Raw genomic sequence first — 26972 nt, 5'->3', positions numbered from 1 at the left:
TACATCAAATCCAATAAGTCAGGGCCAGCGGTAGAACAAGTATGGTGGTCAGGGTAGACACAAGGATGAACCCGGCGACATCCGGGCCGTATTCCGGTACGTGCTGGTCGATGAACAGGTATGTCGCCACCGAGGACGGCATCAGACAGCACAGGATCAGGGCGCCGCGCTCGGCGCCTGTGAAACCGAAAAGCCAGACCAAACCCATGGCAATACCCACAGCCATGACCAGATGCAGCCCGGTCAGCAAGACGGCGCACCCCAGACTGGCGATCCGCAGCGTTGCCAGCGTGTGGCCCAGTGTTAGCAACATCAGAGGGATCGACAACCCGCCGAGGATATCGAACGACTTGGCAATCGGTTGCGGCAGGCTGGTCCCTGTAGCCATCAGGATCAGCGACAGGGCCACGGAATAGATGATCGGCGATGTGACCAGCTTTCTGACCGAGAACACACCCGCCGGGATCCACATGCCAACGGTAAAGATGCTGATCAGCACAACGACGACAAAGGCCATTGTGTAGGCCATCCCCGCATCGCCCAGCGCCAACAGAGTGATCGGTAGGCCAATATTGCCCACATTCCCATGCATCAGAGGCGTCAGAAACGCCCTTACAGGCAGGCGCAGAAACCGCAGCGCCACAAAACCCAGTACGCCAAAGCTGGCCACCGCCAGCGCGGCGGCGCTCATCATATCCAGAAACGTGCCCACATTCAGCTTGGTGCCTGCCAGATGCGATAGGATCAGGGTCGGATAGCCGACCCGCGAGACGATCCCTCCGACCACCTTGTTGTCAAACGGAGACTTGGTAAGCGCCAGCCCATACCCGATGCCCACGCAAATCAGGACCGGTAAAACCACGTTCAGAACGCTCAGGAACAGTTGCTCCAACCGGTATCCTCCTGTCCGATCCCCGATTGAACAGTGAATCACGGACCCGGATTTGGCAAGCATGGCGTTCTAAACTGCCAAAGCGATTGGGTTTTCCAAATTAGAGCCTGATATTGGTCGAAACAACGCTCCGAGGTTCTTTTCTTCCCCGCTGACACAACATATAGTGGCTCATAACAACGTGTGGACAAACACGGCAGGGCTTGGGAACGACGGCATGGCACATATCATCGTAGTGGGGAACGAAAAGGGCGGCGCAGGCAAATCGACCGTTTCCATGCATGTGGCCACCGCTCTGGCGCGTCTGGGCCGCAAGGTCAGCACGCTGGATCTGGACCTGCGCCAGCGAAGCTTGGGACGCTATTTCGAGAACCGGGCGAATTTCTTAAAAAACGCTGAGGCGACACTGCCCAGCCCGCGCCACCACGACCTGCCCGAGATCGACGCCAGCACCCTGAAACCGGGCGAGAATATCTATGACCATCGTCTGTCGGCGGCTGTTTCGCAGCTTGAGAATGACAGCGATTTTATCCTGATCGACTGCCCCGGCTCACACACCCGCCTCAGCCAAGTGGCGCATTCCCTAGCTGATACGCTTATCACACCGCTGAATGACAGTTTCATTGATTTCGATCTCCTGGCCCGGATTGACTCCAAAGGTGAGAAGATCCTCGGCCCTTCGGTCTATTCCGAAATGGTGTGGAATGCGCGGCAATTGCGGGCGCAGGCTGGCTTGAAACCGATTGACTGGGTCGTCGTACGCAACCGCGTGGGTACTCAGCGCATGGTCAACAAGGAAAAGATGCAACGCGCGATCGAGATGCTGTCTCAACGCATTGGGTTCCGCGTCGCTTCGGGCTTTTCCGAGCGGGTTATCTTCCGCGAGCTATTTCCCCGCGGCCTTACTTTGCTGGACCTCAAAGATATTGGCGTCAAACAGCTGAACATCTCGAACATCGCTGCGCGTCAGGAGCTGCGCGACATGATGCGCGAGCTGAACTTGCCCGGCGTCGAGATCGACTTCTAAGCGCTATTTGAAGCGCTTACTCGCCAGACCTGGCAACCCCAATCGGGCACTACAGCCTAAGACGCGCGGCGGTAGCGCTCGAATGTTATCCAGACAGTGTCACGAGAGATCTCGGCAAAGCGGCACTTCTTGAGGATCGATTGAGACGCAATATTGCTCTCGTGCACAACCGCAAAAAGCCGACTAATCTCAGGGTTTAGACGCAAGCACTGTGTGCAGAATTGCGCTACGATGGAGCTGGCATACCCTTTGCCCCAATGCTGCTCGCCGATCCAATAGCTAATTTCGGCGCTGTCTTGTCCCACCCTCAACATTCTGGCTTGCCCGATGACAATGTCGTCTTCCGTGGCGGCCAAGACTTCGTGATGGTCTTCACCTGTCAACTCGATCAACTGGCGCGCGTCATCCTCGCTGATTGGACCCGGGTATCGATCGGGCAAATATTTCCACAAGCGTTCTGACGACAGCATGGCGGCATAGTCAGCTGCATCCCGCGCCCGCCAAGGACGCAACTGAATTTGCCGAGATTGAGGCCGGCTGGAGGTTTCAGATATGTCGTCCTCACAAAGCAGAGGTACCCATCCGATTTGCACAGGATCATATGCCAATTCGATGCCACGCATCTTGCACCAGTCAATTTCGTCCCGTGAAAGGACACCCTGCGATCGCGAAGTTGGCAAGTGGACTGAGGCTAGAAATGCGCGGACATCGTCCGTTTTGGCAAATTCGTTTTGAATATTCATGAAATCCTCCGAGCAAACGCACCAAAAACAAGCGCTCTAAAACAGGTCACGCTCTAATGATGGTTGTTTCAGCTAAATAAAATAGCCTATTGTGCAAGAAACTTTGATTGGAAAAACCTATCAATGAGCTTACAGCTGACACTAAAACAACTGACTTACTTCCGAGCGCTGGCCGAAACTGGTCACTACAGAAAAGCCGCTGAGCGGATAGGTATCAGCCAGCCATCTCTCAGCCTGCAGATTGCCAATCTCGAAGCAGCGCTTGAACTGAAACTGGTCGAGCGCGGCAGAGCCGGAGCAGTGCTGACACCTGAAGGGCGCGAAGTACTGGAAAAAACCCGGAGCATCTTATCGGAGGTCGCTTTGCTGCAAGAGACGTCAGGTCGGATGAAGTCCGAGCTTGCGGGCACGTTCCGACTAGGATCATCACCAACCCTCGGTCCGTACCTTTTGCCACGTGTTTTTCACCACCTTCATGAAAACCACCCGAACCTAAAACTGACGGTGCGAGATGGGGCGCCATCCGAGCTGTTGCAGGAGCTTCTAAGCGGGGTGCACGATTTAATTTTGACGCAACTGCCGGTGAGCTCGTCAGACGTCACGATCCTGCGCCTGCTTCGGGAACCTCTGAAACTTGCGGTGGCCCGAAATCACCGTCTCGCCCAAAAAGAAATAGCCAATGACGAAGATCTGAAGGGTGAGAACATTCTGGCGCTCTCTCGTCGATTCACGCTTCACAACCAAGTTGCAGACCTCGCCAATAGCTTGGGGGCCAACCTCCTTTACGACTACGAAGGCACCAGTCTTGACGCAATTCGGCAGATGACAGCGATGAATATCGGCGTGTCCTTTCTTCCCTCGCTTTACGCCGCATCTGAAATCCCAGAGATCGGCGGAGATGTGGTTCTGGTGCCCTATCGACCGGGACGGTTGAACAGGTCCATCGGTCTGGTTTGGCGAAAGTCCAGCGGTCACCACAAGACGTTCGCCTTCCTTTCGGAGATTATTCTAAGTGTCGCCAGAAATGAGTTTTCGGGACTGGTCAGCATCGAGGGCTAGAAGGAGTGCGTTTGGACCGATATGCCTGCGAGCAGGTGGTTCTTCTTCAGGATAGAAACCCGAATTTGGCCAATCCGCGCTGGCATCTCTTTTCGGAGATCGACGCAACAGGTCCGAGCAAGAGGAAAACCTGCGACCGCCGTCTGTACGCTGCAGCAGCTCAGCCGTCACCCATAGCCGCGATCAGAGCCTTGGCCAAAGGCAGTGGCGAATATCCCAACCGTGACGGCGTCAGCCCCAAACGCACCACGACCAAATCCTGCGAAGGAAAAATGCCTACGGATTGGCCGTCATGGCCCTGCAGCCAGACGGTGTCCTCGAATTGCGGCTCACCACGTGGGCCGTCCAGCCACATGTGCCCTTTGGCATAAGCCCCGTCTGAGGTCGCGACGGGTTCAAACATCCAATCGGTGTAGCCTTCGGGCAAGATCTGCTGCCCTTTCCAAACACCGCCTTGCAGCAGAAACTGCCCAAAGCGCGCCCAGTCGCGCGCGGTGGCGTACATGTAGCTTGAACCCACGAATGTATCTGCCCCATCGGTCTCCATCACAGCTGAGTGCATGCCCAGAGGGTCGAATAATGCGGTGCGGGGGTAGCCGAGGTCGCCCTCTTCAAGCTGGCCCTGCCACACCCGCGACAGAACTGTGGACGTGCCCGAGGAATAGCTGAACTCGGTCGCGGTGGGATAGGCGGCGGGGCGTCCGACGGCGAAATCGACCATGTCATCCTTGAGATACAGCATCCGCGTTACGTCCGAGACGTCGCCATATTCCTCATCCCACTGCAAGCCGCTGGACATGGCAAGCATATCCTCGACTGTGATGTCGCGGCGCGAGTCCCCGGCCCAATCTGGGAAGACGTCCGTAAGATCATCGCCCAGCGCCATGTCGCCCGACTGGATCAGCGTACCAATTAGCCCCGCAGTGATCGTTTTGGTCATCGACCACCCCAGCAAAGGGGTTTCGGCATCAAAGCCATCAGCATAAGCCTCGGCAATGATGCGCCCGTCTTTGGCCACCACAACAGCGCGGTAGCCCTCGCCCAGTAAGGAAGGGTCCGACAAAACATCAGTCAGCGTGGGGTTCTCGGACAGAACCACCTCATTTCCTTGCGGCCAAAGACCGTTGGGTACTGGCGCGGGTTCGGGTAGCGTGTGATCTGACAGATTTGCCGCATGAACGTTGGTGCACCCCAAACCGGGACGATACTGGGATGTGGCCGGAGCGAAGACGCCAAACATCCGCGCCTCAACCGATTGGCCCTGTTCGTCGACGCTGACCGAAACCTGCTTCAGCAAGGGATGTCCCGGCGCCTGAACATCGCTTTGCAACACAGTCTCTGCATCGCGCCCGGCCAGGAACACGTTCGAACAGACGATCTTGGCGGAATAGTTGGTGCCCACTTTCAACAGATCCGGTGGCGCGATCCACAGGTAACCACCTGCTGCGACAAAAGCCAATGCCAACGTCCCAACCGCGTATTTTAGAACCTTCCCGAACATGCGCCCCCTTCGGACCTAAGCGGCCCGCCCCTTTTTTCCCACTTGACCAGAAGGTTTCACCACGACGGGCGCCGCGCCACCGTTACGTTGCGTTCTTGATCTCTGTCTCGTCCGAGAGCTGCGTGGGGCTGTATATCGTAAACAGCTCTTTCGGTTCGTTCACACCGCGCAACATGTAGCGCCCGACCGAAATCAGTTCCTGGCTGCAAGGTTGTGCGGCGCGGGCGACGTCGTCGGAGACGAGAATCCTCTGGCCCAACGACCGATGCATCCCGGCAATCCGGGCCGCCTGATTCACCGCAGGGCCAATCACCGTGAAATCCAGGCGGGTTTCCGAGCCGATATTGCCATAAAGGATCTCACCCGAATGCAGCGCCAGGGTGAAATTTGCCACCCTCTGCCCATCTGCCAGTCGTCGCGCGTTCAGCTCTTCCATCCGGCTTTGCAACATGGCGACGGCTGCGAGAGCCGCACGGGCATCAGCGTCGCTCTCTCCCACATCAAACATGGCCATCAGCCCGTCACCCATGAACTTTAGAATGTTGCCGCCATTGTCGTGCACCACACCCACGGCAACGGCCAGATAGTCGTTCAGCATGTCGATGATCTCGTGACCCGGCATATCCTCAGACAGGGTGGTGAACCCTTCGAGATCGAAATTCCAGATCACCGCATCAATCTGCTGCAATGAACCGCGACGGATTTCGCCAGAGAGGACGCGCCGCCCCGCATCACGTCCCAGGTAGACGCGCATCAGATCCTTGGCCATGGTCTGGTTCTTGGCGGATTTCAACGCAAGCCCAAGATGCGGCAGAGCGACATGAATTTTCCCCAGATCGCTGTCATGAAAACCGGTCGGGGCGTCACTGGTCCAGGACATCAGCACTCCGTCACCGATCTTTTTCTCACCCGCCGGGCGCACCTGATCGGAGCGTTCAAACGAAACACCCGTTGCATAGTAATCCGTCGCCCCGATCTCTCGCAGGTCATTCAGCAAGGGGAAACGGCTTGGTTCGTTCTGGTCCACCAGTCGAACGCGCAGGTCATCCATGTCTTCATGCAAAAGCGCATAGAGAGGGCTGCGTTGCCAGACCTCGCTTGGGGTGTCGGTGTTTGCGAACCGCTCAGATTCCCCGCCGGAATCCCGATACCAGCTATAGCCAGTGCCGCCATAAAGCGGATGCAGCGTCGACTGCGCCGCGTGGAACCGCATCAGGGGAAGGCCTAGATCAATCAGGCGGTTGCAAAAGCCGTCAAGCAATTCTTCCTGACCAGCCCCTTCTAGCCCTTTGGAAACAAGCCAGTCGATAAGGTCAAAGATGGGATCTGAAGAGGTCATGGAACTGTCCGTCAAAGTACTGCCCTGAATGTGGGCTGCGTGATGGAAATTACCAGACCCTAAGCCATCCCTGCCAGCCGTCGCAGCATTTTCCTCAGCATGGCGGCCTCTTCTTCCGAGAATGCGCCCGCCAGTTTCCCATCATAGCGCTCTGCGATACCGCTCAGTTCACGATAGACGGCCTGACCGGCGGGCGTCAGCGTCAGCCATTCGACCCTTCGGTCATCCTCATCCCTTGTGCGCTTGAGGTAACGGCTTTGTTCCAGCTTGTGAACCGCGCGGCTGATCTTGGTTTTGTGCAGTTTCGCGCGCTTGCCAATCTCTTTCGCGGTCAGAGTGCCGAAGACACCCAGATGAAACAGCACCCGCCATTCGCTGCGCAGCATGCCATAGCGTTCCTTGTAGAGGCGCTGAAACTCCAACGAGGCTGCCTCAGCTGCCTGATTCAATAGAAACGGCAAAAAAATCTGCAGATCAAAATCATCTTTTTCTTGGGACATGCTTGTTAGTTACAAAAACAACTAATAATTCACAAGCAGAAAACCGAGGAGTTCAAGATGACCAACAAGGCTGAACCGCATGGCCTGACGCAGGCTGTCACACCTGTAGGAACGCGTCCCGGCTACATGCCTGGCTTCGGCAATGACTTTGAGACCGAGGCCCTGCCTAGCGCCTTGCCGCAGGGCATGAACAGCCCGCAGCGCTGTAACTATGGCCTCTATGGCGAACAGCTCAGCGGCACGGCCTTCACGGCCAACCCGCCCGAGCGGACGTGGTGCTATCGAATTCGCCCGTCGGTCAAGCACTCGCATCGCTATGAGAAAATCGACCTGCCCTACTGGAAGTCCGCGCCTTGTATCGACCCCGATGTAATCAGCCTGGGCCAGTATCGCTGGGACCCGGTTCCGCATTCTGATACCTCTTTGACCTGGCTAACCGGTATGCGCACCATGACGACCGCGGGGGATGTGAACACGCAGGTCGGCATGGCCAGCCATGTCTATCTGGTCACCGACTCGATGGTGGATGACTATTTCTTCTCGGCCGATTCCGAGCTTCTGGTGGTTCCGCAAGACGGTCGTCTGCGTTTTGTGACTGAGCTGGGGATCATTGATCTGGAGCCACAGGAAATCGCGATCCTGCCGCGCGGGTTGCTCTACCGTGTTGAAGTGCTGGAAGGTCCAGCACGCGGATTTGTCTGTGAGAATTACGGGCAGAAATTCGAACTGCCAGGGCGCGGACCGATCGGCGCCAATTGCATGGCCAATCCGCGCGATTTCAAAGCACCCGTCGCGGCGTTCGAGGACCGAGAGGTGCCTTCAACCGTGACGATCAAATGGTGTGGGCAGTTCCACGTCACTCAGATCGGTCATAGCCCGCTGGACGTGGTGGCCTGGCACGGTAACTATGCGCCCTACAAATACGACCTACGCACCTATTGCCCAGTCGGAGCGATCCTGTTCGACCACCCGGATCCGTCGATTTTCACCGTCCTGACAGCCCCTTCGGGCCAGCCCGGCACGGCCAATATCGACTTTGTCCTGTTCCGTGAACGCTGGATGGTGGCCGAGGATACGTTCCGCCCGCCGTGGTACCACAAGAACATCATGTCCGAGCTGATGGGCAATATCTACGGCCAGTATGACGCCAAACCGCAGGGCTTTGTTCCCGGCGGCATGAGCCTGCACAACATGATGATCCCGCACGGCCCGGATCGCGAAGCGTTCGAAAAAGCCTCAAACGCAAATCTGGGGCCGGACAAGCTGGACCACACCATGTCCTTCATGTTCGAAACCCGCTTCCCGCAGCATCTGACCGCCTTCGCCGCGACCGAGGCGCCGCTGCAAGACGACTATATTGACTGCTGGGCCTCGCTTGAGAAAAAGTTCGATGGAACGCCCGGAAAGAAATAACCTGCCATGAGCTTTGATATCTGGATCACCTATGTCGCCACCGTCCTGCTGCTGATGAGCACACCGGGGCCGAGCCAGCTTCTGATGCTGTCGAACTCGGCCACCAACGGGCTGCGCCGGGGCGTGTTCACGGCTGCTGGTGATCTGACGGCGAACCTGTTACAGATGTTGGCAGCGGGTCTCGGGCTTGCCGCGATTATTGCGGCCTCGGGCACCGCGCTGGCTGTGATCAAATGGTTGGGTGTCGCCTATCTGGTCTTTCTCGGCATCAAAGCGATTGTCAAAGCCAAACCTCAAACAGCGCAAACCGCGCAGCTGGCCAGCCGCAAAACCTTGTGGATGCAGGGCTTCATCACCTCAGCCGCCAATCCCAAAGCAGTGGTGTTCTTTGCTGCACTGTTTCCGCTGTTCATCGATGGCGCGCTGCCATTCTGGCCGCAATTCGCGATCCTCTCGGCCACCTATCTGACCCTGGACGGGTTGTTTCTGACCGCCTACGGGGCCAGCGCAAGTTGGCTTGCGACGCGGCTCAAAGGGTCTGCGCGGCTGTGGCTGGATCGCGCAGGTGGCGGGTTCATGATTCTGGCTGCCGTTCTGCTGGGGCTGAAGTCCCTGCGAGACGCTCAATAAACCAAGACAAGGATCAAAAAATGCCTTTGCTGAAATCCTGGGTCGCTTCGGCCAATGATGCGACCCATCCATTTCCGTTGAACAACCTGCCCTACGGGGTCTTTGCCCATGGCGATGAGGAGCCCAGATGTGGCGTTGCAATTGGGGACATGATCCTCGATGTCACCACCGCCGAGGCTGAAGGGCTCATCACCCTGACCGATGAGCCGCTATTTGACCTGCCCTTTTGGAACCCACTGATGGAGCAAGGCCCCGCCGTCTGGGCCGCCCTACGCGAACGCCTGACGGCGCTTTTGTCCGAAGGCACGGCGGAGCAAGAGGCGGTGGAGCCCCTGCTGGTGCCGCAAAGCGCGGTTGTCATGCACATGCCCTTCGCGGTCAGCGAATACACCGATTTCTACGCCGGCCGGCATCACGCCTTCAACGTGGGCTCGATGTTCCGCGACCCCGAGAACGCGCTGCCTCCGAACTGGCTTCATATTCCCATTGGGTATAATGGCCGGGCATCGTCGGTCGTGGTGTCGGGTACGGATATCCGGCGCCCGTGGGGGCAGCTGAAGTCGCCCGATCAGGACAAACCCGCCTTCTTGCCCAGCCGCCGCTTCGACTTTGAGCTTGAGATGGGGGCAATCGTTGGCACTCCGTCCGACGGTCCGATCTCGGTGCAGCAGGCGGATGATCATATCTTTGGCTACGTGCTGCTGAACGACTGGTCCGCCCGAGACATTCAGGCGTGGGAATATCAGCCCCTCGGGCCGTTCCAAGCCAAGGCCACGGCCACATCAATCAGCCCATGGATCGTGACCAAACCGGCGCTGGAGCCCTTCCGCTGTGACACACCCGAACGCGAATTCGAGTTGCTGGATCACCTGAAGGATTGTGGCCCGATGCTCTATGACCTTGCGCTTGAGGTGACGCTGGCCCCCGAAGGGCAGGCTGCGACCACAATCACCCGCACGAACTACAGCGAAATGTACTATTCCGCCGCGCAACAATTGGCCCATCACGCCAGTTCAGGCTGCCCGATGAACACCGGTGATCTGCTGGGGTCCGGCACGATTTCTGGTCCGACGCGCAATACCCGAGGTTCGCTGCTGGAACTCAGCTGGGGCGGCAAGGACCCGTTGAGTCTTGAGACCGGTGAGGCCCGCAGCTTCCTTGAAGACGGAGACACGCTCACCCTGTCCGGCTCTGCGCGGGGGGATGGCTACACAATCGGGTTCGGGACTTGCCATGGCACTGTACTACCGGCGCTGGAAGACCCTTTCAAACCCTGAGCCGTGCCGCACAGCACCTGTGTGCCGGTGTTGGTAGGATTGAGGACCAAGACCGCCTAGGTTGGTTGCATCCAAGCAATGAGGCCCCCGATGTCTGAGATCACCGGCTATCACGCCCATGTCTATTTCGACGCTGACACACAGGATTTAGCGCAACACATCTGCGAAGAGGCCGCCCGCCTCTTCCCGGTGCAAATGGGACGCATGCACGCGCGCCCGGTTGGCCCGCATCCGAGGTGGAGCTGCCAGCTGGGCTTTGCCGCCGACGCGTTTGATCAAGTCATTCCGTGGTTGATCCTCAACCGGCAGGGCCTGACGATCTTCACACACGCTGAGACCGGCGATCACCTGGCCGACCACCGGGATCACGCCTTGTGGATGGGAGAGCTTTTGGACCTGGACCTGTCGATTTTCGACAAGGCCTAGCCCAACGCCCGCGCCTGATCCCGCAGCACGAACTTCTGAACCTTGCCCGTGGATGTCTTGGGCAAAGTCCCAAACACCACGGTCTTGGGCGCTTTGAAATGGGCCATGTTGTCCCGGCAGAACGCAATCAGATCGGCCTCGGTTGCGCTGGCCTCAGGCTTTAGCTCAACGAAAGCACAAGGTGTTTCACCCCATTTCTCATCCGGGCGGGCAACCACTGCGGCCTCCATAACCGCAGGGTGCTTGTAAAGAACCCCCTCAACCTCGACAGATGAGATATTCTCACCACCCGAGATAATGATGTCCTTTGATCGGTCTTTCAGCGCGACATAACCATCGGGGTACATCACCCCCAAATCGCCCGAGGCAAACCAACCGCCGTTGAACGCCTTGTCGGTGGCATCGGGGTTCTTGAGGTAGCCTTTCATCACCACATTGCCCTGCATGAAGATCTCTCCCATGGTTTCGCCATCGGCGGGCACAGGCTCCAGCGTTTCGGGATCGGCAACCATCAGGCCCGAGAGCGCCGAATAGCGCACGCCCTGACGCACCTTGAGGGCGGCCCGTTCGGCTGGGTCCTTCTGGTTCCATTCATCCTTCCATGCGCAGACGACTGAAGGGCCGTAGGTCTCTGTCAGGCCGTAGACATGGGTCACCTCGACGCCCATTCCCTCCATCGCTTCGATTACGGCGGCGGGCGGCGGGGCACCTGCGGTCATTACCTTGATCTGGTGGTCGAAATCTTTCAGGTGGTCAGGAGCATGCGCCAGCATGTTCAAAACGATGGGCGCGCCGCAGAAATGGGTGACTTTCTCCTCCCGGAAGGCGGCATAGATCGGCTCGGCCCGAACCGCACGCAAGCAGACCGAGACCCCGGCATTCAGCGCCATGGCCCAGGGGAAACACCAGCCATTGCAGTGGAACATCGGCAGGGTCCATAGGTAGACCGAGTGTTTGGGCATTCCCCAGTCCAGCAGGTCGGACTGCGCGTTCAGGGCCGCGCCCCGGTGATGATAGACCACGCCTTTAGGGTTGCCGGTCGTGCCAGAGGTATAGTTGAGCGTAATCGCATCCCACTCATCCGCGGGCAGATACCAATCGAACTCCGGATCGCCTTCGTTCAGCAGGGCGTCATAGGTCAGGCTGCCAAGGCGTTCGCCACCATCAAAGCTAGGATCTTCGATATCGATCACCAGAAGGTCATGATCGACCTGCGGCAGCGCCTCTTTGACGACGGCGGAAAACTCGGGGTCGACCAACAGCACCTTGGCCTCGGCGTGGTTGAGGATGAATGCGATGATCGGCGCATCGAGGCGCGTGTTGATCGCGTTCAGCACAGCGCCGGCCATGGGAATGCCAAAATGGGCCTCATAGAGCTCAGGGATATTGGCGGCGATGATCGAGACGGTATCGCCCTTGCCCACCCCACGGGCCGTCAGGGCGCTGGCCAGACGGCGGCAGCGCGCATAGGTCTGTGCCCAGCTATAGCGAAGCTCTCCATAGACGACGGACGGGTAGTCGGGATACACCGCCGCCGTCCGTTCGATGAAGCTGAGCGGGGATAGCGGCGTGTAATTCGCACGGTTCTTATCCAGATGACGCTCATACATATTGGCTGCTTGCATCCGCCAACCCTCCCAATTCGCGTGTGTCGCCACATGACCATAAACACAAGGCCGTGACCATCTTGTAGAAATACGACAACTGGCGGGGCTCTGGCGATACGCTATGATGACATCTGGCCCTATATTCGCGACCCCATTCGCGGTGATCTGGGCCATCGCATTTACTTGCTATCGTGGGACCAATCCCACAATCTGCACACCGCATCAGACTGAAAGGACATGTCATGGACGGCACGTTCAACGAAAACGATCTTTCCCGCGTGGTCGAGGCCGACCGCGCCCATATCTGGCACCACCTGATCCAGCATAAGCCCTTTGAAACAAACGATCCCCGCATCATTGTCGAAGGCAAAGGTATGCGTGTCTGGGACCAGAAAGGCAAAGAGCATCTGGATGCGGTCTCTGGCGGCGTATGGACGGTGAATGTCGGCTACGGCCGCGAATCCATCTGTAAGGCGGTCTATGACCAGCTTATGAAGCTCTGCTATTTTGCGAATTCGGCAGGGTCGATTCCCGGTTCTATCTTCGCGGAAAAGCTGATCGAAAAGATGCCAGGCATGAGCCGGGTTTATTACACCAACTCGGGCTCCGAGGCGAACGAGAAAGCCTTCAAGATGATCCGTCAGATCGCGCATAAGCGCTATGGCGGCAAAAAGACCAAAATCCTGTATCGCGATCGCGACTATCACGGCTCGACTCTGGCGGCGATGTCAGCGGGTGGTCAGGATGAGCGCAACGCGCAATACGGCCCGTTTGCTCCGGATTTCGTGCGTGTTCCCCATTGCATGGAATACCGCAAGCACGAACTTAACGGCGCGCCGGAGGAAAACTTTGGCGAGTGGGCCGCCGACCAGATCGAAGAGGTTATCCTGCGCGAAGGGCCAGACACCGTTGGGGCGCTTTGCCTTGAACCGGTAACCGCAGGTGGCGGTGTGATCGAAGCACCCGAAGGCTACTGGCAGCGCGTTCAGGAGATCTGCAAGAAATACGACGTGCTGCTGCATATTGATGAGGTCGTGTGCGGCGTCGGTCGGACAGGTACGTGGTTCGGCTACCAACAGTATGGCGTGAAGCCTGACTTTGTCACCATGGCCAAAGGTGTTGCCTCGGGCTATGCGGCCATCGCCTGCCTGGTCACCACCGAAGAGGTCTTTGACATGTTCAAAGACGACGCGGCAGATCCGATGAACTACTTCCGTGACATCTCAACCTTCGGAGGCTGCACCGCTGGCCCGGCGGCTGCGATCGAGAATATGCGCATCATCGAGGATGAGAACCTGCTGGGCAACTGCGTCGACATGGGCGATCGCATGATGGGCAACCTCCAAGCGCTGATGGAGAAGCACAAGGTCATCGGCGATGTGCGCGGTAAAGGTCTGTTCCTGGGCGCTGAACTGGTTGCAGACCGCACCACACGTGAACCGATGGATGAAAAGAAGGTACAGGCCGTTGTGGCAGACTGCATGACGCAGGGTGTCATCATCGGCGCGACCAACCGCTCGCTGCCGGGTCGTAACAACACGCTGTGCTTCTCGCCTGCGCTGATCGCGACGGCGGATGATATCGACCAGATCACTGATGCGGTCGACGGCGCGCTGGGGCGTGTGTTCGGCTAAAGAATGAAAACCGGGAAACCGGGCGATCCAGCGCCGGTTTCCCGACCTCTGGGCCGCAAGGCTTTTTGCGAACCAGACGATCAGACACACCTCTTGCTCTTGCGTTTTAACCGGCGCAGACTTGCACGCAGAGGAGTGTACCATGACACCCAAAACCTCAGACACGGACCCGTCGGACGATATGGCTTCGCCGCAAGGTGCAGCGCTCAAGGTCAACACAGTAAGTGCGCAGGACATCAAAGACTCGCTGAAGGCGGGCGTGGCAGACTTTCTGGCCCGCCCTGTCATGAGCGGGTTTTTCGGCCTGTTCTACGCCGTTTTTGGCCTTGTCTTTGTGTGGTGCCTGATCTGGCTCGGCAAGGTCTGGATGATCATTCCGGCCATTGTGGGCTTTCCACTGGTCGCGCCCTTTGCCGCTGCCGGGCTGTATGAAATGTCCCGACGATTGCAGAGCGGGGAACAGTTCGGCTGGTCCGATATCCTGACGGTGATGGCCAATCAACGCAAACGCGAGATGGGCTGGATGGCCTTTGTCACCCTGTTCATTTTCTGGGTGTGGGTCTATCAGGTGCGCCTTTGGTTGGCGATCATCCTGCAGAATGCCTCCTTCTCGGATTTTGGCGGGTTTCTAAACACCGTCTTCTTCACGCCTGCGGGCTGGACGTTTCTGGCCATTGGCACCTTTGTCGGCGCGGGCCTTTCGGCCGTGCTGTTTTCGGTCACCGTCGTCGCTATGCCGCTGCTTCTGGATCGAGAAACCAACTTTGTATCAGCCATGCTTACCTCGATCCGAGTTGTTACCGAGAACCCAGTGGTGATGCTGGGGTGGGCAGCAATCATCTCGGTAACCATGCTGCTCTCGCTGATCCCAGCCTTTCTGGGCCTGATCTTCACCCTGCCGATCCTTGGCCACACCACGTGGCACCTGTATCAGCGCGCCGTTCCTCCGGCCGAGGACTGAACGGGACCCCTTTAAGGGATAGGCACATCCGAAACAAAAAAGACCGCCCCAAATGGGACGGCCCTTTGTTCACTGTCTCTCTTTTCAGAGATCAGGCAGCCAGAGCGGCCTGAGCTTTGGCGACGATCGCACCGAACGCTTCCGGTTCGTGTACGGCCAGGTCAGCCAGAACTTTGCGGTCCACTTCGATACCGGCCAGGTTCAGGCCGTTGATGAAGCGGGAATATGTCAGAGCCTCGTCATGCGAACGGACAGCAGCGTTGATACGCTGGATCCACAGCGCGCGGAAGTTGCGCTTGCGGTTCTTACGGTCGCGAGTTGCATACTGGTTGGCCTTGTCTACGGCCTGACGTGCAACTTTGAAGGTGCTCTTACGGCGGCCATAGTAACCTTTGGCGGCCTTGATGACCTTCTTGTGACGGGCGTGAGTTACGGTTCCACCTTTAACGCGGGACATCTCTTAATCTCCTCTTAGCGGTCGTAGGGCATGTAGCCCTTGACGATCTTGGCGTCGGGGGCGGACAGGGTGGTGTTGCCACGGGCGTCGCGGATGAACTTCTTGGTCCGCTTGATCATGCCATGCCGTTTGCCGGCCTGGCCAGCAAGGACCTTACCGGTCGCAGTCACCTTGAAGCGCTTCTTGGCGCTCGACTTGGTCTTCATCTTAGGCATTTCCGTCTCCTTTCAGGGTTCGGTACTAAACGCGACTCGGCATGCCATCTCGGCCGGTCACGCGATCAGATGCGCCGTTTACGCAAGTTCGGTCATACTCGCAAGGGGGTTTGGCCCAGAATCTGCGCTTTTCGCAGCAGCTCAGGCACCGGGGCAGCACAGGACCGCCCCGGTGAAGTGTTTAGTGGCTGAATTTGCGGATTTCGCCACTCTTCAGACGTTCGGAGTAGGACGCCAGCTCCTGACGCACCACTTTCATCAGGAAGTAGAGTGCAAAGACGTTCACTACCGCCATCGCAAAGATCGCCGCATCCGAGAAATCGATGACCGGGCCAAGGTTGGCCGCAGCACCGATGACAACGAAGATGCAGAAGATGATCTTGAAGACCAACTCTTTGGTGTGACCTTCGCCGAACAGATAGGTCCATGCCTTTAGGCCATAGTAGGACCAGCTGATCATGGTCGAAAAGGCAAACAGAACCACGGCAATCGCCAGTATGAACGGGAACCAGCTGAACGCGCTGCCGAAGGCCGCCGAGGTCAGGCTGACGCCGGTATTGCCATCGACCGTTGCAATCGCGTTGCCCGCCTCGTTCAGCATGTAGTTGCCGGTCGCCGGATCAACGATCAGCTGCTGGGTGATGATGATCACCAGCGCAGTCATTGTACAGATCACAACCGTGTCGATGAACGGCTCAAGCAGCGAGACAAAGCCCTCGGTGATCGGTTCTTTGGTCCGTACGGCTGAGTGCGCAATCGCTGCGGAACCCACACCCGCTTCGTTCGAGAACGCCGCACGACGGAAGCCCTGGATCAGCGCACCGACCATACCGCCAGCAACGCCGAGGCCGGTAAATGCACCTGCGAAGATCTGACCGAAGGCCCAGCCGATCTGGTCTGCATGCATCAGGATGATGACCAGCGCCGCCAGCACGTACATGACACCCATGAACGGCACGACCTTTTCGGTCACGCGCGCAATGGATTTCAGGCCACCCACGATCACCGCAAAGACGATGCCCGCAAAGACCAGACCTGTGATCCAGCCCGGATAGTCTCCGACAATCCCGGCAATCTGCTGGTGCGCCTGATTGGCCTGGAACATGTTGCCCCCGCCCAATGCGCCAAGGATACAAAAGATCGAAAACAGCACGGCCAAGATCTTGCCGCCCGGCAAACCCAGCTCGGAAAAGCCCTTAGACATGTAATACATCGGGCCGCCCGAAACGGTGCCGTCTTCATATTCGTTGCGGTACTTAACACCCAACGTACATTCGGTGAATTTTGACGCCATGCCCAGCAAGCCTGCGACGATCATCCAGAATGTAGCACCCGGTCCACCGATCCCTATCGCAACTGCCACGCCGGCGATGTTCCCAAGACCAACAGTCCCCGACAGCGCGGTGGCAAGGGCCTGAAAATGGCTGACCTCACCCGCATCATTGGGGTCGGAGTAATCTCCTTTAACCAAGCTGATCGAATGTCCGAAGAATCGGAATTGCACAAATGCAAAATAGAGCGAGAACACAGTGGCCGCGACGACCAGCCACCCCACGATCCATGGGAAACCAGTGCCCGGAAACGGCGCGAAGATAAAGCTAACGAAGGGGCCGGTAAAATCCGCGAAAGCCTGATTGATCTTCTCGTCCAGACCGGGCGCCTCTTGCGCGAAAGCGGGGCCAGACATCAGAGCCATGGTCGCACCAAGGCCCAGTTTTTGAAGCATATTCATCCTAATCCCTCCGCTCAGTTCACGACCGTGACAGGCACGTCGGCATGCATGACCAAGTTCTGAGTCGAGCTTCCAAACAGCCGTTTCTTGAACCCATCCGCCGAGGCGCGGCCGACGATGATCTGAGTGCCGCCGTTTTCGACCGTGATCGCGTTCAGCGTCTCGGCCACGTCGCCATGGCGCACGATGCCGTGCGCTTCGAACCCATCGGCCTTTAGCGCCTCAACCGTAGGGGCAATGATCCGCGAGGTGGCCAGTTCGACCTCTTCCTCGCGCCGCTTGTGCCGTTGGGCGTTTTCTTCCGGTGTTTGGAAAGTGAAAGGGGACCATTCGATGACATAAACAACCAGCATTTCGCATGAGCCAATCCGCCCGGCCAAATCCTTGGCAAAGGCGATAGCGCGCTCTCCGGTTTCTGTCCCGTCCAGTCCAATGACAATCTTTGTTGTCATGACGTTCCTCCATTTTTTTTCTGGTTTGACCGGGACCCGTGCCCCCGGTAGGGCGACCGGAACCTGGAACTATCTGAGATGATCGCCCTAAGGTTCAGTATCCGGCAAAATCACCAAAAAACAGAGGTATTTTTGCTGGATACAACCCTACGGGCATCTTCCCCTTGAAAACAAACAAGAAAAGCCGCCTAAAAATTAGGCGGCTTGAGAGTTCTCAATATGATCCTTCCTGAAATCCGGGCGAACTCATCCCGGATCGGTGTTGTAAATCAGACGCTCGTCACAAGGGGCAATACGCAGAATATTGGTGGTTCCGGGGACATTGAACGGAACGCCTGCGGTAACAACGATCTGGTCGCTCTCGGCGGCGAAGCCCCCTGCGCGCGCGGCGCGGGCCGCATTGACCACGGCCCCTTTGAACCGCTCAAGCTCGGGCGTCATCACACAGTGGCAGCCCCAGCTCAGGCACAGGCGGCGGGCAGTTCCCGTCGCTGGCGTCATGGCGATGATCGGCACACCGGGTCGTTCGCGCGCAGTCAACAACGCAGTGGTGCCGCTTTGGGTGAAACAGCAGATCGCTTTGATGTCGGTCTTTTCCGCGATCTCGCGCGCAGCTGCGACGATGCCGTCCGCGATGGTCGACCCTTTGGCAGTCCGCGAGGACGCGATGATCTGCGTGTAGGTCGGGTCGGCTTCGACCTCGATGGCGACCTTGTTCATGGTCTGCACGGCCTCGATCGGGTAAGAACCGGCCGCAGATTCCGCGCTGAGCATGATGGCATCCGTGCCTTCGTAGATCGCGGTCGCAACATCCGAGACCTCGGCGCGGGTTGGCATCGGGCTTTCGATCATGCTCTCCAGCATCTGGGTCGCCACGATCACCGGTTTAGCCGCGCCACGGCACTTGCGAACCAGACGTTTCTGGATCGGGGGCACAGCCGAAACCGGCAACTCAACCCCCAGATCGCCACGGGCCACCATGATCCCGTCTGAGGCGTCGAGAATATCGTCAAACGCCTCTACCGCTGCAGGCTTTTCGATCTTCGACAGGATCGACGCCCGTCCATCCGCCAGCGCACGCGCCTCGAACACGTCTTTGGCCCGCTGCACAAAGCTGAGTGCCAACCAATCCACACCCAATTGGCACACAAACTCAAGATCGTCCCGATCCTTGGCCGACAAGGCTGCCAGTGGCAGCAGCACATCGGGCACGTTCACACCCTTGCGGTTCGAGATCGTCCCGCCGACCTCAACCGTGCAATTGGCGAAATCCTGGCCGCAATCCTGCACAGTCAGACGAATCTTACCGTCATTGACCAGCAGCCGCGCGCCGGGTTCGAGCGCCGCAAAAATCTCGGGATGTGGAAGGCAGACACGGTTGATGTCTCCGGCCTCGGGGTCGAGGTCCAGCCGGAACGCAGCACCCTCTACCAGTTCTTCCGCACCATTGGCAAAAACCCCAACACGCAGCTTCGGGCCTTGAAGATCGGCCAGAATCGCGATCGGGCTGTCCAGATCCTTTTCCACCTGACGAATAATGCGATGCCGTTCGCGGATCTCGTCATGGCTGCCATGGCTCATGTTCAGGCGAAAGACGTCGGCCCCGGCCTCATGCAAAGCCCGGATGGTGTCATAGTCATTGGACGCCGGTCCCAGCGTCGCCACGATTTTTACATTTCTAAGGCGTCGCACTGGTTTCGCTCTCCTCAATCCCACGGTGATGCGGCAATGTTACCGCAAACAGTATGTGGGTGGTTATTGCGCAATTCCCTTTTGGAAGCAACTGCCATACACCTGCCGCAAACTTGATGACAGGCACATGACATACACTCCGTTTTTTATCCATGGCGAGGATCGCCCGTCTCGATGGCTGATCACCTGCGATCATGCGACCAACACCGTCCCCCCCGAAATCAACGGCGGGGATCTGGGATTGCCGCGCGAAGATATGGAACGCCACATCGCCTATGATGTCGGCGCCTACGAGGTCTCGAAACATCTGGGCGAGATCCTGAACGCGCCGGTCATCGCAGCCAATTTCTCGCGCCTTGTGATTGATCCGAACCGAGGTGAGGACGACCCGACCCTACTAATGAAGCTCTATGACGGTTCGATCATTCCCGGCAATCGCCACGCTGATGCGGCCGAGCGCGAACGGCGTTTGGACATGTGCTACCGCCCTTATCACGACGCGCTTGGACGGCTGGCCGCCTTACCCCATGCGGTGATCGTGTCTATGCACTCTTTCACCCGCCAACTCCGCGGTCGGGAACCACGGCCTTGGCATGTTGGCGTTCTGCACACCCCGGATGAGCGCTTCTCACGCCCTCTGATCAACCGCCTGATGGCCGAAGACGATCTGTGCGTCGGCGTGAATGAGCCCTATACCGGCGTTCTGCCCGGCGATGCCATCGACACGCATTGCACCTCACATGGTCGACCAAATGCATTGATCGAACTGCGCAATGATCTGATCGCGGATCACGCAGGGCAACGGGCCTGGGCCGAAAGGCTTGCCGTAATCCTACAGGATGCACTATCTGACAGCGGCCTTTGATCGCACGTTATTGTGAGCTGCACCTTCAACCCCCACTTTGGAGACTGGGAAGGAGGCGACCATGACACAAGAGTTGCCGACAAGTTTTTTTGGCTGGATGGCGATACTGAACATCGCTGTTTTGCTGTTCACAACCGTTATGATGGTGCTGCTACAGGACTGGATTGCAGGGGTTCATGCCAGAATGTTCCAAATGGAGCGGCCTGATGTAAAGCGTGCCTATTTTAGGTATCTGGCCAACTACAAGATCCTCACTTTGATTTTCTGCATCATTCCCTGGCTCGCCTTGAAATTGGCCTAACGCAGTGTCAGTTGAAACACGCACATCAGAGCGTTAATTCGGAAATAGACCGCATCCACTTCTTCGGAGCCAGACCATGGACAAGCAAACCGAAATCGAACTTCAAGCCGCAGCGTTCCGTCGGCTGCAAAAGCATTTGATGGAAGATCGCACCGACGTTCAGAATATCGACATGATGAATCTGGCCGGGTTCTGCCGCAACTGCCTGTCACGCTGGTATCAGGAAGCGGCCAACGACAAAGGCATCGAGATGGGCAAAGACGAAGCTCGTCAGATCTTCTACGGCATGACCATGGATGAATGGAAAGCCAACTACCAGACCGAAGCCAGCCCGGACAAACAAGCCGCCTTCAAGGTCGCGTTTGATGAGAATGTCACGAAAAAGGGCTAAGAACTTGAGACCGCGCGGCCAAACACTTAAGACTGATGAGCAATTCCTATGCGGAAGCACCCCAAAGCACTCTGTGATGCGTGCTCAGGTTTTTCGAGTTTAGGTTGATCTCTGAACAAGCCGTTTCCGCTCGTGATGCTTCCACAGTGCTTTGAGTTGGGTTGTCGCAAATAGAAACACCGCGCGGACGCGGCATTCAAGCTGTTATTATCTGACCCTAAACATTGGTTGCGGTAGTATGATTTGAACCTACGACCTTCAGGTTATGAGATAGCTTACGCTCACCTATACCAACTACGCCGGAAGGCGCGGATTTAATCTATCTTATTGGTATCATTTTTAATTTTGGCGACCAGCACGCCCCGTTTCTACCTCCTACGCCATGAAACGCTTCCCGTTACTTCCACAATGCTTCCATGGGGCGATGACAGCGAAAGGATGAGGGATGCCCAAACTGACCAAACGCGCGGTAGAAGCCTTACCAGTTGAGGCGAAATACTACTTTGTCTGGGACAGCCAGATTGCCGGGTTTGGCGTCCGCGTCATGCCTTCCGGGGCCAATAAACTATAAAGCGCGGTATCGGAAAGATGGACGGACACGGCGTGTTTCCATCGGTCGGCATGGCAAGATCACCGTAGACGAAGCGCGGAAGTTGGCAAAGGAGCTCATGGGACAAGTGGCTAGGGGTGTGAACCCCGCCGAAGAGGTTGCCCAACATCGCCGCGCATCAACGGTTGCGGCCTTGTGTGAGCGGTTCTTTGATACTCACATCAAAGAACACGCTGTAAGCCGTCTACCCAAGGGGAATATCGCAGGGCTAGTGACCTTTTCAAGGATCCAGCCATCGGCAGCTTCAAAGTGGTTGATGTGGAGCGAAAAGACCTTGCCGAACTGCACCACAAATTCCGGGACAACCCCTATCAGGCAAACCGGACATTGGGCGTACTGTCCAAGATGCTCAATCAGTGGAAAAATCTGGGGCTTGCGGCCTAATGGGCCAAACCCCTGTTGCCATGTCGCAAAATACCGCGAAGAGAAACGGGAACGGTTTCTGAGCCAAGACGAGTTGCAACGGCTTGGGCGGGCTTTGACAGACGCGGAACGCGATGGATCGGAGTTGCCCTTTGCTGTCCCCGCCTTCCGGTTGCTGATCCTGACCGGGTGTCGCCTCGGCGAAATCCAGACGCCGCAATGGCCCTTCACTACAGATGCAGGAATGGAGCTTCCAGACACCAAAACAGGCGCGACGCATTCCTCTACTACAAGCGGTCCGAGCGGTTCTAAGCGCCTTGCCACAGCTTCGCGACAACCCTTGCGTCATTTCCGGGGCTAGCTCTGGCCATCGCGCCACCAACCTGCAAAAGCCATGGCGTCGCATACTAAACGGGCTGGGTCTGCACGATGTCCGCATTCACGACCTGTACCATACGTATGCGTCAAATGCCGTATCGTCGGGTGTGCCAATCCAGATGGTCGGGCGATGGCTGGGTCACAGTCAGATTCAGACAACCATGCAGTACGCGCATTTGGCTTATGATCCTGTACAGCGGGCAGCGGAGGAAAACACAGCGCGCTCAATACAATCGTAGGCTCACTGAAACCCAACCATGATCTCCGCCTAGTTAGGTAAAACGCTCGACGCGACCAGCCCCCTAAACGTTTACTTACACGTACTAAATTACGTGTAGCGTCTACGTATAAGGTACATACGAGTTTTCTCCCTTCCCGGGGTATGCGCGGGACCGTGTTTACAACAGGAAGGGAAGACCACAATCCAAGCCGATCTCTCAAATGACCGCTTGGAGCCCAAGGCGGTCATTCAGTTCGAGCGAAACGAGCATAAATTGATCGAAATTCTTTAATGAGTCTGCGGTCCTCAAATTTTCTTTTCGTTGGACTACTTTCGGTACCAGCTTTGTGGCTTGGGCTTCCATTTCACATAGGTTTGGTCGCCAGCTACTCGGTTTCAGATCAGGCTACTGTGACTGGACTGGGAAGACGTCAGATGGAGAATAGGAAGCCGCAGAGATGCGCCTTTCTAACCCCGTCAATTGTAGCATCGAACGATCAAAGAAAAACACGCCGTGTTGCCCAATAAACCAGCCTAATTCTGGTCCGCAATGGCAAGCGCAGTTTTGATCGCCTCCGCAAGTTCTCTAATGGCGAAATTCGGTGTGCTGAGCTGACGAACATGTTCCATAACTTCAAGTCCACGTCGCCATTCCGCACCGCCATAGCCTGCCCGCGCGGTCTCTATGCCTTCAGCGATGTTGCGTGCCCTGAATGACTTGATCAAATATGGATAGTCCGTTCCAAGGTAGAATTCCGCGTCATCTGTTTGCCTGTTGACCAAGATGTTCGCCCCCATAGCCGCGGCGAAGAAGCCCTTGGTGAAAGGCTTTGAAACCTCTCGGCTCGCACTTCGAGGCCGGACACCGTAGTGCATCGGATAGTCAGTCATTTGCTGCAGCGCTTTAGTATAATCACTCTGATCCTTATAAGTTAGAACTTGGACCGCTCGCGGGTCGGGCGGTGCAATCATCTTTCTTGGGTTCCCAAGATAGCCAATTCGAAAATCCGATCTTGAAGCCGCCGAAACAAGAGTAATCCGCGGATCGGCGTGATGGGTCACATGGACAACGGAAGACCCGGAAACACCTTCCTTTGCAAGACGTGTATTTACGCGCCGGCAGCCTACGCGGGACGCAAGTATATGTGCATGGTAAATCCCTAGCTCGTCTGTTTCAGGGACACTGTCTACGTGATCCGAGCACATGCCGGCAGAGGTCTCTCGCAGGGCAATCATGCGATCACGTCCAAGAAGGCGCAGGCTTGTTTGAAGTCCTATGACAACTGCACCTTTAGCATGTCGAACAAATTCTTCATGCTGTTCGGTAAAGCGTGGTTTGGCAAGTGCTACCGTCTCAACTTCATAGGTGTCGGAATACACTTCGGCCAAGAGTGTGGCATTTTGCTGCACTCGAGGCACCACCGATCCTTGATTGCGACGCCAACGTGGAAAGGCGAAAATAACACGCTGTTTCATGGAGTTACGATGGATGCTTCAGGCAAGGCAAGTTCAGGACGGTGCAGGTGTGCTGCTATTGGGAAACTGGCACGTACTTCGTCCAACGCGCTGGAAAAAGGAAGTTGCTCGAAGAAGCGTTCAATACCAAATTCGTCAATTTCCATATCCTGATAGTGCGAAACGATGTCGTCTAGAGACGTCCCAATCTTCAAGTGCGATTGCTTCGGATCTAGGCCAGTGATCGCTAATAGTCCCGTCGGTGCCGCGTCAAAGGCAGTAAGCTTAAGATCGGGCCGGTGTTCCTGCAGTATCGGGATCAATTTCCATACATCGCCTGTCCAAATTTCTGGTAGCGAAGATAGATCGCGGGTCGTCATCTTTGTGTTTCTTGGAAAGCAGTCGTGAACGAAAATCACACCATCGGGAGCCATTGACCGTTCGGTATTCAGCACATCCCTTAACGCGTACTCGAAGAGGTGCATCCCATCGATGAAAGCTACGGAAATTTTCGCGCCCAGCCGTTCAAGTCTCTCATTTGCGAAAAAAGTATCACTTTCCTCTTGATAGAGAAGCATTTCCGGTTTTTTGCCCAAAACTCCAGAAGAAAGTCGAAAATGTGGATCAACCCCGATCGTCTTTCCCTGAACCATGGATAGGATTGTTCCCTCCCTGCAACCAATCTCCAAATACCAATCAAAGATGTACTTGCTGTGAAGCCGGCGAAAGAAACGCCGATAAGGAAAGCCCTTTGCTGGACTAAACATTGAACACACCTTCCAAAAGTTCTAGCGGCGTTGAACCGCAATCGGGCAGATTGGTAACCCGGCTTGCACCGTTCACTCCTTCTAGCGACAATTTAGCTTTTCGAGTGCAAATGCAACTGCTTGAGGACCGGTCCAGCTTAGTTCTTCGAGGCAGGAGCAAAGCGTTCGGCGTTCTCAGCTAGAAAGACACCCTTTACGCCTGAACCGATATCCAAATTTCACCTTTCCATCCCTTTGATGCTCTCAGCGGTTCTTCTTTGACAGTATCAATTTGAAGTCATGCTTGTTATCGAACATATCCTGTTAGGCTAAACGGCCATCGGCTGAAATTGCATGGTCTTGTCGGAGCTGATCCGCGACCTTGTCCCGGAAGTTTTTAACGGAGACTGAAACCCACGGCTACCCGATGAGGCGGTTGATTGACGAAGCCATGGGAGCAGGCGAGCTCCGTCGAGCCGATCAAATCCTCGCAACCAACCAACTCTTGGCGCCAGCAAACAACTTCTTCTTCTGGCCGGAGTTTTTTTAGGCGAGAGTCTGAGTCCCATTGACGTACTGGACGACTGCGGCGTCATGTTTCTGGCGCACTACAAAGCGGACGTTCGATTGGTCACCAGAATTGCAGGTTCGTCCGCATACCAGCCATTTCCAAAGCGTCGAAACTTGGCTGCGTCACTTGTTTCCTTTAGCAGCAAAAATACCGATCACGTCTCGGCAATATTTGCGGTGCACTTACTCAAACTGGACCCTACCCCGAGTAGGTTTTTTTGACCACGCGAAAAAGCTGAGGCTTGCGTGACCGACAGCATGGAGCTTCAAAAGAATTCCCGATGGCGTGCAAATTCTGCAAAAGTGGACACGGCCCCTTATTACACGACTGAATGGAATTCCGCGCTTTCTATGTCAGAGCATGCGCACCATTCAGAAATGGCGTGTGACAGGGTTTGGCCCGAAATTCTAAAAGTCGAGCCGCTCTACCACCGTGACACCTTCTGGAATGGGCCGAGGCGCGTCGCTACGGCAACGCCAGTAGCTACACCGCAGCCTGAGTTTTGACCGTGCGGGGTTGGCAGCGCCGTGCGGGATTTTTGGACCGGATGGGCCCTATAGGGGCTCGGTCCAAAAGGTCCTACACCCCTTTGCTCAAACATCATCAGAAAGACACAGCACCATGCCAAACCGGCCTGCACAGAAAATTCAAAATCGGCCTAATTTCCGCCACCATCAGGGACAGTGACGGCTTTTTCTCCATCGATATGTCCCGCGCTCACAAAACCGATTCCGGTGAACGGCGCAATTCGACTAGCTTCCACCATTCGGACTTACTCGCTAGTATTGCTTCAAGATAAGGTAGCAGCTCTTCTGCGCGGTGCTGCATCTCGACGGTAGTGCCAAGCCAAACGTTGTCAGGCCAGTCGCTTGTTCAATGCGCCATACGACCGACGTTATGCGGAGGCTTGGTTAAAAAGCAGCCAATCCAAATCCGGAGTTTTCTCGATTAGCTTGAAGAGACGTACACGATATCGCAATAACTTGTCACGGTCCTCAAAAACATCAGCCATCGAAGCGTAGAACACGCTCTGTCACTCAACTTTTTCTTGTGCTTCGCGATTCCTTTTGAGCGGCTGCTTCCAGCGGTTTTCACTCATGACACGGGGCTTATGTTTCGGGCCCCAGACGTTCTACCCAACGCGCTTTTCCAAAGTCTCAGCATAACAGTGGTTGCAGGCCTCAGAAACTTTTATTTAGCCCCACCACGGGTTAAACGTATGCGTCGTCCACTCGATCGTAGAATTCGCACCCCTGGAACTTCCTAAATTAAATGAGGCCGTGTTCGCATAGTTCTCCTACTATTGAAAGCTTGAGCAGGAATGGCGCATGATGCCACTTCCGTATTGGCGCTTAGCGCCAAAATACAATCTCTGCGAACACACGGGGAGTTGTCACGAAAGGGGGCAGATACAACGCTTACATTTGAACCTGTGACCTTCAGGTTATGAGGCTGACGAGGTTAGGACGTTAAGCAATTGATCCGGGGATCAATTGTAGTCTGAACGGGCTGTTT

At 56.5% G+C, this 26972-nt stretch carries 27 protein-coding genes and 1 pseudogene; 15 read left to right on the top strand and 13 right to left on the bottom strand.

What is annotated here, in order from left to right:
* Positions 1 to 4: 4 nt before the first annotated feature.
* The gene (locus ACR0J4_RS19665) at positions 5 to 955 is read right to left on the bottom strand and encodes an AEC family transporter (protein ID WP_480668796.1); all 951 of its coding nucleotides are present in this window, start codon (positions 953 to 955) and stop codon (positions 5 to 7) included.
* Between the two features lie 154 nt (positions 956 to 1109).
* Here ACR0J4_RS19665 and ACR0J4_RS19660 point away from each other — a divergent pair, with 154 nt between their 5' ends.
* Positions 1110 to 1919, top strand: coding sequence for a division plane positioning ATPase MipZ (locus ACR0J4_RS19660; protein ID WP_170463159.1), 810 nt, complete (start codon positions 1110 to 1112; stop codon positions 1917 to 1919).
* 56 nt (positions 1920 to 1975) lie between these two features.
* Here ACR0J4_RS19660 and ACR0J4_RS19655 read toward each other — a convergent pair whose 3' ends face one another.
* A complete protein-coding gene (locus tag ACR0J4_RS19655) occupies positions 1976 to 2542 on the bottom strand; it encodes a GNAT family N-acetyltransferase (protein WP_170556341.1) in 567 nt (188 codons plus the stop codon).
* A gap of 183 nt (positions 2543 to 2725) precedes the next feature.
* Between ACR0J4_RS19655 and ACR0J4_RS19650 the strand changes: the two genes are divergently transcribed.
* Positions 2726 to 3721: a hydrogen peroxide-inducible genes activator gene (locus tag ACR0J4_RS19650; RefSeq protein WP_480668795.1), complete on the top strand. Its 996-nt coding sequence runs from the start codon at positions 2726 to 2728 to the stop codon at positions 3719 to 3721.
* A 160-nt stretch (positions 3722 to 3881) separates the two neighbouring features.
* Here ACR0J4_RS19650 and ACR0J4_RS19645 read toward each other — a convergent pair whose 3' ends face one another.
* The 3 genes from ACR0J4_RS19645 to ACR0J4_RS19635 form a co-directional block, all read right to left on the bottom strand.
* Complete coding sequence (locus ACR0J4_RS19645) at positions 3882 to 5222, bottom strand: serine hydrolase domain-containing protein (protein ID WP_170643799.1); 1341 nt, start codon at positions 5220 to 5222, stop codon at positions 3882 to 3884.
* 82 nt (positions 5223 to 5304) lie between these two features.
* Positions 5305 to 6561, bottom strand: coding sequence for an adenylate/guanylate cyclase domain-containing protein (locus tag ACR0J4_RS19640; RefSeq protein WP_170643800.1), 1257 nt, complete (start codon positions 6559 to 6561; stop codon positions 5305 to 5307).
* A gap of 59 nt (positions 6562 to 6620) precedes the next feature.
* Entirely contained in the window at positions 6621 to 7061 is a 441-nt protein-coding gene (locus ACR0J4_RS19635; protein ID WP_170380509.1) for a MarR family transcriptional regulator, read from the bottom strand.
* 57 nt (positions 7062 to 7118) lie between these two features.
* Between ACR0J4_RS19635 and hmgA the strand changes: the two genes are divergently transcribed.
* The 4 genes from hmgA (at position 7119) to ACR0J4_RS19615 (ending at position 10807) form a co-directional block, all read left to right on the top strand.
* Positions 7119 to 8474, top strand: coding sequence for a homogentisate 1,2-dioxygenase (gene hmgA / locus ACR0J4_RS19630; protein ID WP_170747422.1), 1356 nt, complete (start codon positions 7119 to 7121; stop codon positions 8472 to 8474).
* 6 nt (positions 8475 to 8480) lie between these two features.
* Entirely contained in the window at positions 8481 to 9104 is a 624-nt protein-coding gene (locus ACR0J4_RS19625; RefSeq protein WP_170556684.1) for a LysE family translocator, read from the top strand.
* A 20-nt stretch (positions 9105 to 9124) separates the two neighbouring features.
* Positions 9125 to 10381: a fumarylacetoacetase gene (gene fahA / locus ACR0J4_RS19620; RefSeq protein WP_170644404.1), complete on the top strand. Its 1257-nt coding sequence runs from the start codon at positions 9125 to 9127 to the stop codon at positions 10379 to 10381.
* Between the two features lie 90 nt (positions 10382 to 10471).
* A complete protein-coding gene (locus tag ACR0J4_RS19615) occupies positions 10472 to 10807 on the top strand; it encodes a DOPA 4,5-dioxygenase family protein (protein ID WP_170644406.1) in 336 nt (111 codons plus the stop codon).
* Here the strand turns inward: ACR0J4_RS19615 and ACR0J4_RS19610 are convergent.
* Positions 10804 to 12432 (bottom strand): acyl-CoA synthetase, encoded by a 1629-nt coding sequence (locus ACR0J4_RS19610; protein WP_170644408.1) that lies wholly within the window; start codon positions 12430 to 12432, stop codon positions 10804 to 10806. The genes ACR0J4_RS19615 and ACR0J4_RS19610 overlap by 4 nt on opposite strands.
* Before the next feature lie 224 nt (positions 12433 to 12656).
* Between ACR0J4_RS19610 and ACR0J4_RS19605 the strand changes: the two genes are divergently transcribed.
* Together ACR0J4_RS19605 and ACR0J4_RS19600 are read left to right on the top strand one after the other, a co-directional pair.
* On the top strand, positions 12657 to 14048 hold the full coding sequence (locus tag ACR0J4_RS19605; RefSeq protein WP_170644410.1) for an aminotransferase class III-fold pyridoxal phosphate-dependent enzyme: 1392 nt from the start codon (positions 12657 to 12659) through the stop codon (positions 14046 to 14048).
* A 142-nt stretch (positions 14049 to 14190) separates the two neighbouring features.
* Positions 14191 to 15009, top strand: coding sequence for a DUF2189 domain-containing protein (locus ACR0J4_RS19600; protein ID WP_170644412.1), 819 nt, complete (start codon positions 14191 to 14193; stop codon positions 15007 to 15009).
* A gap of 91 nt (positions 15010 to 15100) precedes the next feature.
* Here ACR0J4_RS19600 and rplT read toward each other — a convergent pair whose 3' ends face one another.
* From rplT to pyk, 5 genes are all read right to left on the bottom strand, one after another.
* A complete protein-coding gene (gene rplT, locus ACR0J4_RS19595; RefSeq protein ID WP_008756009.1) occupies positions 15101 to 15466 on the bottom strand; it encodes a 50S ribosomal protein L20 in 366 nt (121 codons plus the stop codon).
* A gap of 14 nt (positions 15467 to 15480) precedes the next feature.
* Positions 15481 to 15681 (bottom strand): 50S ribosomal protein L35, encoded by a 201-nt coding sequence (gene rpmI / locus ACR0J4_RS19590; RefSeq protein WP_010443552.1) that lies wholly within the window; start codon positions 15679 to 15681, stop codon positions 15481 to 15483.
* 181 nt (positions 15682 to 15862) lie between these two features.
* Positions 15863 to 17413, bottom strand: a complete 1551-nt coding sequence (locus ACR0J4_RS19585; protein WP_170644415.1) for an alanine/glycine:cation symporter family protein — start codon at positions 17411 to 17413, stop codon at positions 15863 to 15865.
* Between the two features lie 14 nt (positions 17414 to 17427).
* Positions 17428 to 17865, bottom strand: coding sequence for a universal stress protein (locus tag ACR0J4_RS19580; RefSeq protein WP_170380993.1), 438 nt, complete (start codon positions 17863 to 17865; stop codon positions 17428 to 17430).
* Positions 17866 to 18111: 246 nt separating this feature from the next.
* On the bottom strand, positions 18112 to 19557 hold the full coding sequence (gene pyk / locus ACR0J4_RS19575) for a pyruvate kinase (protein ID WP_170644417.1): 1446 nt from the start codon (positions 19555 to 19557) through the stop codon (positions 18112 to 18114).
* 127 nt (positions 19558 to 19684) lie between these two features.
* Here pyk and ACR0J4_RS19570 point away from each other — a divergent pair, with 127 nt between their 5' ends.
* The 7 genes and pseudogenes from ACR0J4_RS19570 to ACR0J4_RS19540 all read left to right on the top strand — a co-directional run bounded on the left by ACR0J4_RS19570 (position 19685) and on the right by ACR0J4_RS19540 (position 22704).
* Positions 19685 to 20422: an N-formylglutamate amidohydrolase gene (locus ACR0J4_RS19570; protein ID WP_170644419.1), complete on the top strand. Its 738-nt coding sequence runs from the start codon at positions 19685 to 19687 to the stop codon at positions 20420 to 20422.
* 61 nt (positions 20423 to 20483) lie between these two features.
* Positions 20484 to 20723, top strand: coding sequence for a DUF6868 family protein (locus ACR0J4_RS19565; protein ID WP_170644421.1), 240 nt, complete (start codon positions 20484 to 20486; stop codon positions 20721 to 20723).
* A 76-nt stretch (positions 20724 to 20799) separates the two neighbouring features.
* The gene (locus ACR0J4_RS19560; protein WP_170556692.1) at positions 20800 to 21114 is read left to right on the top strand and encodes a DUF1244 domain-containing protein; all 315 of its coding nucleotides are present in this window, start codon (positions 20800 to 20802) and stop codon (positions 21112 to 21114) included.
* A gap of 445 nt (positions 21115 to 21559) precedes the next feature.
* Positions 21560 to 21685: a hypothetical protein gene (locus ACR0J4_RS19555; RefSeq protein WP_480668794.1), complete on the top strand. Its 126-nt coding sequence runs from the start codon at positions 21560 to 21562 to the stop codon at positions 21683 to 21685.
* Positions 21636 to 21767 (top strand): annotated as a pseudogene (locus tag ACR0J4_RS19550) (hypothetical protein); the annotation flags it as partial. The gene ACR0J4_RS19555 and the pseudogene ACR0J4_RS19550, both read left to right, overlap by 50 nt.
* Positions 21768 to 21982: 215 nt before the next feature.
* Complete coding sequence (locus tag ACR0J4_RS19545; RefSeq protein ID WP_480668802.1) at positions 21983 to 22108, top strand: hypothetical protein; 126 nt, start codon at positions 21983 to 21985, stop codon at positions 22106 to 22108.
* A gap of 215 nt (positions 22109 to 22323) precedes the next feature.
* Complete coding sequence (locus tag ACR0J4_RS19540; protein ID WP_480668793.1) at positions 22324 to 22704, top strand: site-specific integrase; 381 nt, start codon at positions 22324 to 22326, stop codon at positions 22702 to 22704.
* Between the two features lie 515 nt (positions 22705 to 23219).
* Here the strand turns inward: ACR0J4_RS19540 and ACR0J4_RS19535 are convergent.
* Together ACR0J4_RS19535 and ACR0J4_RS19530 are read right to left on the bottom strand one after the other, a co-directional pair.
* Positions 23220 to 24161: a hypothetical protein gene (locus ACR0J4_RS19535; protein ID WP_170644423.1), complete on the bottom strand. Its 942-nt coding sequence runs from the start codon at positions 24159 to 24161 to the stop codon at positions 23220 to 23222.
* Positions 24158 to 24907, bottom strand: coding sequence for a class I SAM-dependent methyltransferase (locus tag ACR0J4_RS19530; protein WP_170644425.1), 750 nt, complete (start codon positions 24905 to 24907; stop codon positions 24158 to 24160). The genes ACR0J4_RS19535 and ACR0J4_RS19530 overlap by 4 nt, the downstream gene beginning before the upstream one ends.
* Between the last annotated feature and the right edge of the window lie 2065 nt (positions 24908 to 26972).

It is taken from the genome of Ruegeria sp. B10 (assembly GCF_056539825.1).
This window is presented reverse-complemented; position numbering and strand designations above follow the sequence as displayed.

Excerpts from the sequence above, each read along its gene's own strand:
- ACR0J4_RS19665 (WP_480668796.1), bottom strand. The coding sequence starts at position 955 with ATGCTTGCCAAATCCGGGTCCGTGATTCACTGTTCAATCGGGGATCGG.
- ACR0J4_RS19660 (WP_170463159.1), top strand. The coding sequence starts at position 1,110 with ATGGCACATATCATCGTAGTGGGGAACGAAAAGGGCGGCGCAGGCAAA.
- ACR0J4_RS19655 (WP_170556341.1), bottom strand. The coding sequence starts at position 2,542 with ATGCGTGGCATCGAATTGGCATATGATCCTGTGCAAATCGGATGGGTA.
- ACR0J4_RS19645 (WP_170643799.1), bottom strand. The coding sequence starts at position 5,222 with ATGTTCGGGAAGGTTCTAAAATACGCGGTTGGGACGTTGGCATTGGCT.
- ACR0J4_RS19640 (WP_170643800.1), bottom strand. The coding sequence starts at position 6,561 with ATGACCTCTTCAGATCCCATCTTTGACCTTATCGACTGGCTTGTTTCC.
- ACR0J4_RS19635 (WP_170380509.1), bottom strand. The coding sequence starts at position 7,061 with ATGTCCCAAGAAAAAGATGATTTTGATCTGCAGATTTTTTTGCCGTTT.
- hmgA (WP_170747422.1), top strand. The coding sequence starts at position 7,119 with ATGACCAACAAGGCTGAACCGCATGGCCTGACGCAGGCTGTCACACCT.
- ACR0J4_RS19625 (WP_170556684.1), top strand. The coding sequence starts at position 8,481 with ATGAGCTTTGATATCTGGATCACCTATGTCGCCACCGTCCTGCTGCTG.
- fahA (WP_170644404.1), top strand. The coding sequence starts at position 9,125 with ATGCCTTTGCTGAAATCCTGGGTCGCTTCGGCCAATGATGCGACCCAT.
- ACR0J4_RS19615 (WP_170644406.1), top strand. The coding sequence starts at position 10,472 with ATGTCTGAGATCACCGGCTATCACGCCCATGTCTATTTCGACGCTGAC.
- ACR0J4_RS19610 (WP_170644408.1), bottom strand. The coding sequence starts at position 12,432 with ATGCAAGCAGCCAATATGTATGAGCGTCATCTGGATAAGAACCGTGCG.
- ACR0J4_RS19605 (WP_170644410.1), top strand. The coding sequence starts at position 12,657 with ATGGACGGCACGTTCAACGAAAACGATCTTTCCCGCGTGGTCGAGGCC.
- ACR0J4_RS19600 (WP_170644412.1), top strand. The coding sequence starts at position 14,191 with ATGACACCCAAAACCTCAGACACGGACCCGTCGGACGATATGGCTTCG.
- rplT (WP_008756009.1), bottom strand. The coding sequence starts at position 15,466 with ATGTCCCGCGTTAAAGGTGGAACCGTAACTCACGCCCGTCACAAGAAG.
- rpmI (WP_010443552.1), bottom strand. The coding sequence starts at position 15,681 with ATGCCTAAGATGAAGACCAAGTCGAGCGCCAAGAAGCGCTTCAAGGTG.
- ACR0J4_RS19585 (WP_170644415.1), bottom strand. The coding sequence starts at position 17,413 with ATGAATATGCTTCAAAAACTGGGCCTTGGTGCGACCATGGCTCTGATG.
- ACR0J4_RS19580 (WP_170380993.1), bottom strand. The coding sequence starts at position 17,865 with ATGACAACAAAGATTGTCATTGGACTGGACGGGACAGAAACCGGAGAG.
- ACR0J4_RS19570 (WP_170644419.1), top strand. The coding sequence starts at position 19,685 with ATGACATACACTCCGTTTTTTATCCATGGCGAGGATCGCCCGTCTCGA.
- ACR0J4_RS19565 (WP_170644421.1), top strand. The coding sequence starts at position 20,484 with ATGACACAAGAGTTGCCGACAAGTTTTTTTGGCTGGATGGCGATACTG.
- ACR0J4_RS19560 (WP_170556692.1), top strand. The coding sequence starts at position 20,800 with ATGGACAAGCAAACCGAAATCGAACTTCAAGCCGCAGCGTTCCGTCGG.
- ACR0J4_RS19555 (WP_480668794.1), top strand. The coding sequence starts at position 21,560 with ATGCCCAAACTGACCAAACGCGCGGTAGAAGCCTTACCAGTTGAGGCG.
- ACR0J4_RS19540 (WP_480668793.1), top strand. The coding sequence starts at position 22,324 with ATGCAGGAATGGAGCTTCCAGACACCAAAACAGGCGCGACGCATTCCT.
- ACR0J4_RS19535 (WP_170644423.1), bottom strand. The coding sequence starts at position 24,161 with ATGAAACAGCGTGTTATTTTCGCCTTTCCACGTTGGCGTCGCAATCAA.
- ACR0J4_RS19530 (WP_170644425.1), bottom strand. The coding sequence starts at position 24,907 with ATGTTTAGTCCAGCAAAGGGCTTTCCTTATCGGCGTTTCTTTCGCCGG.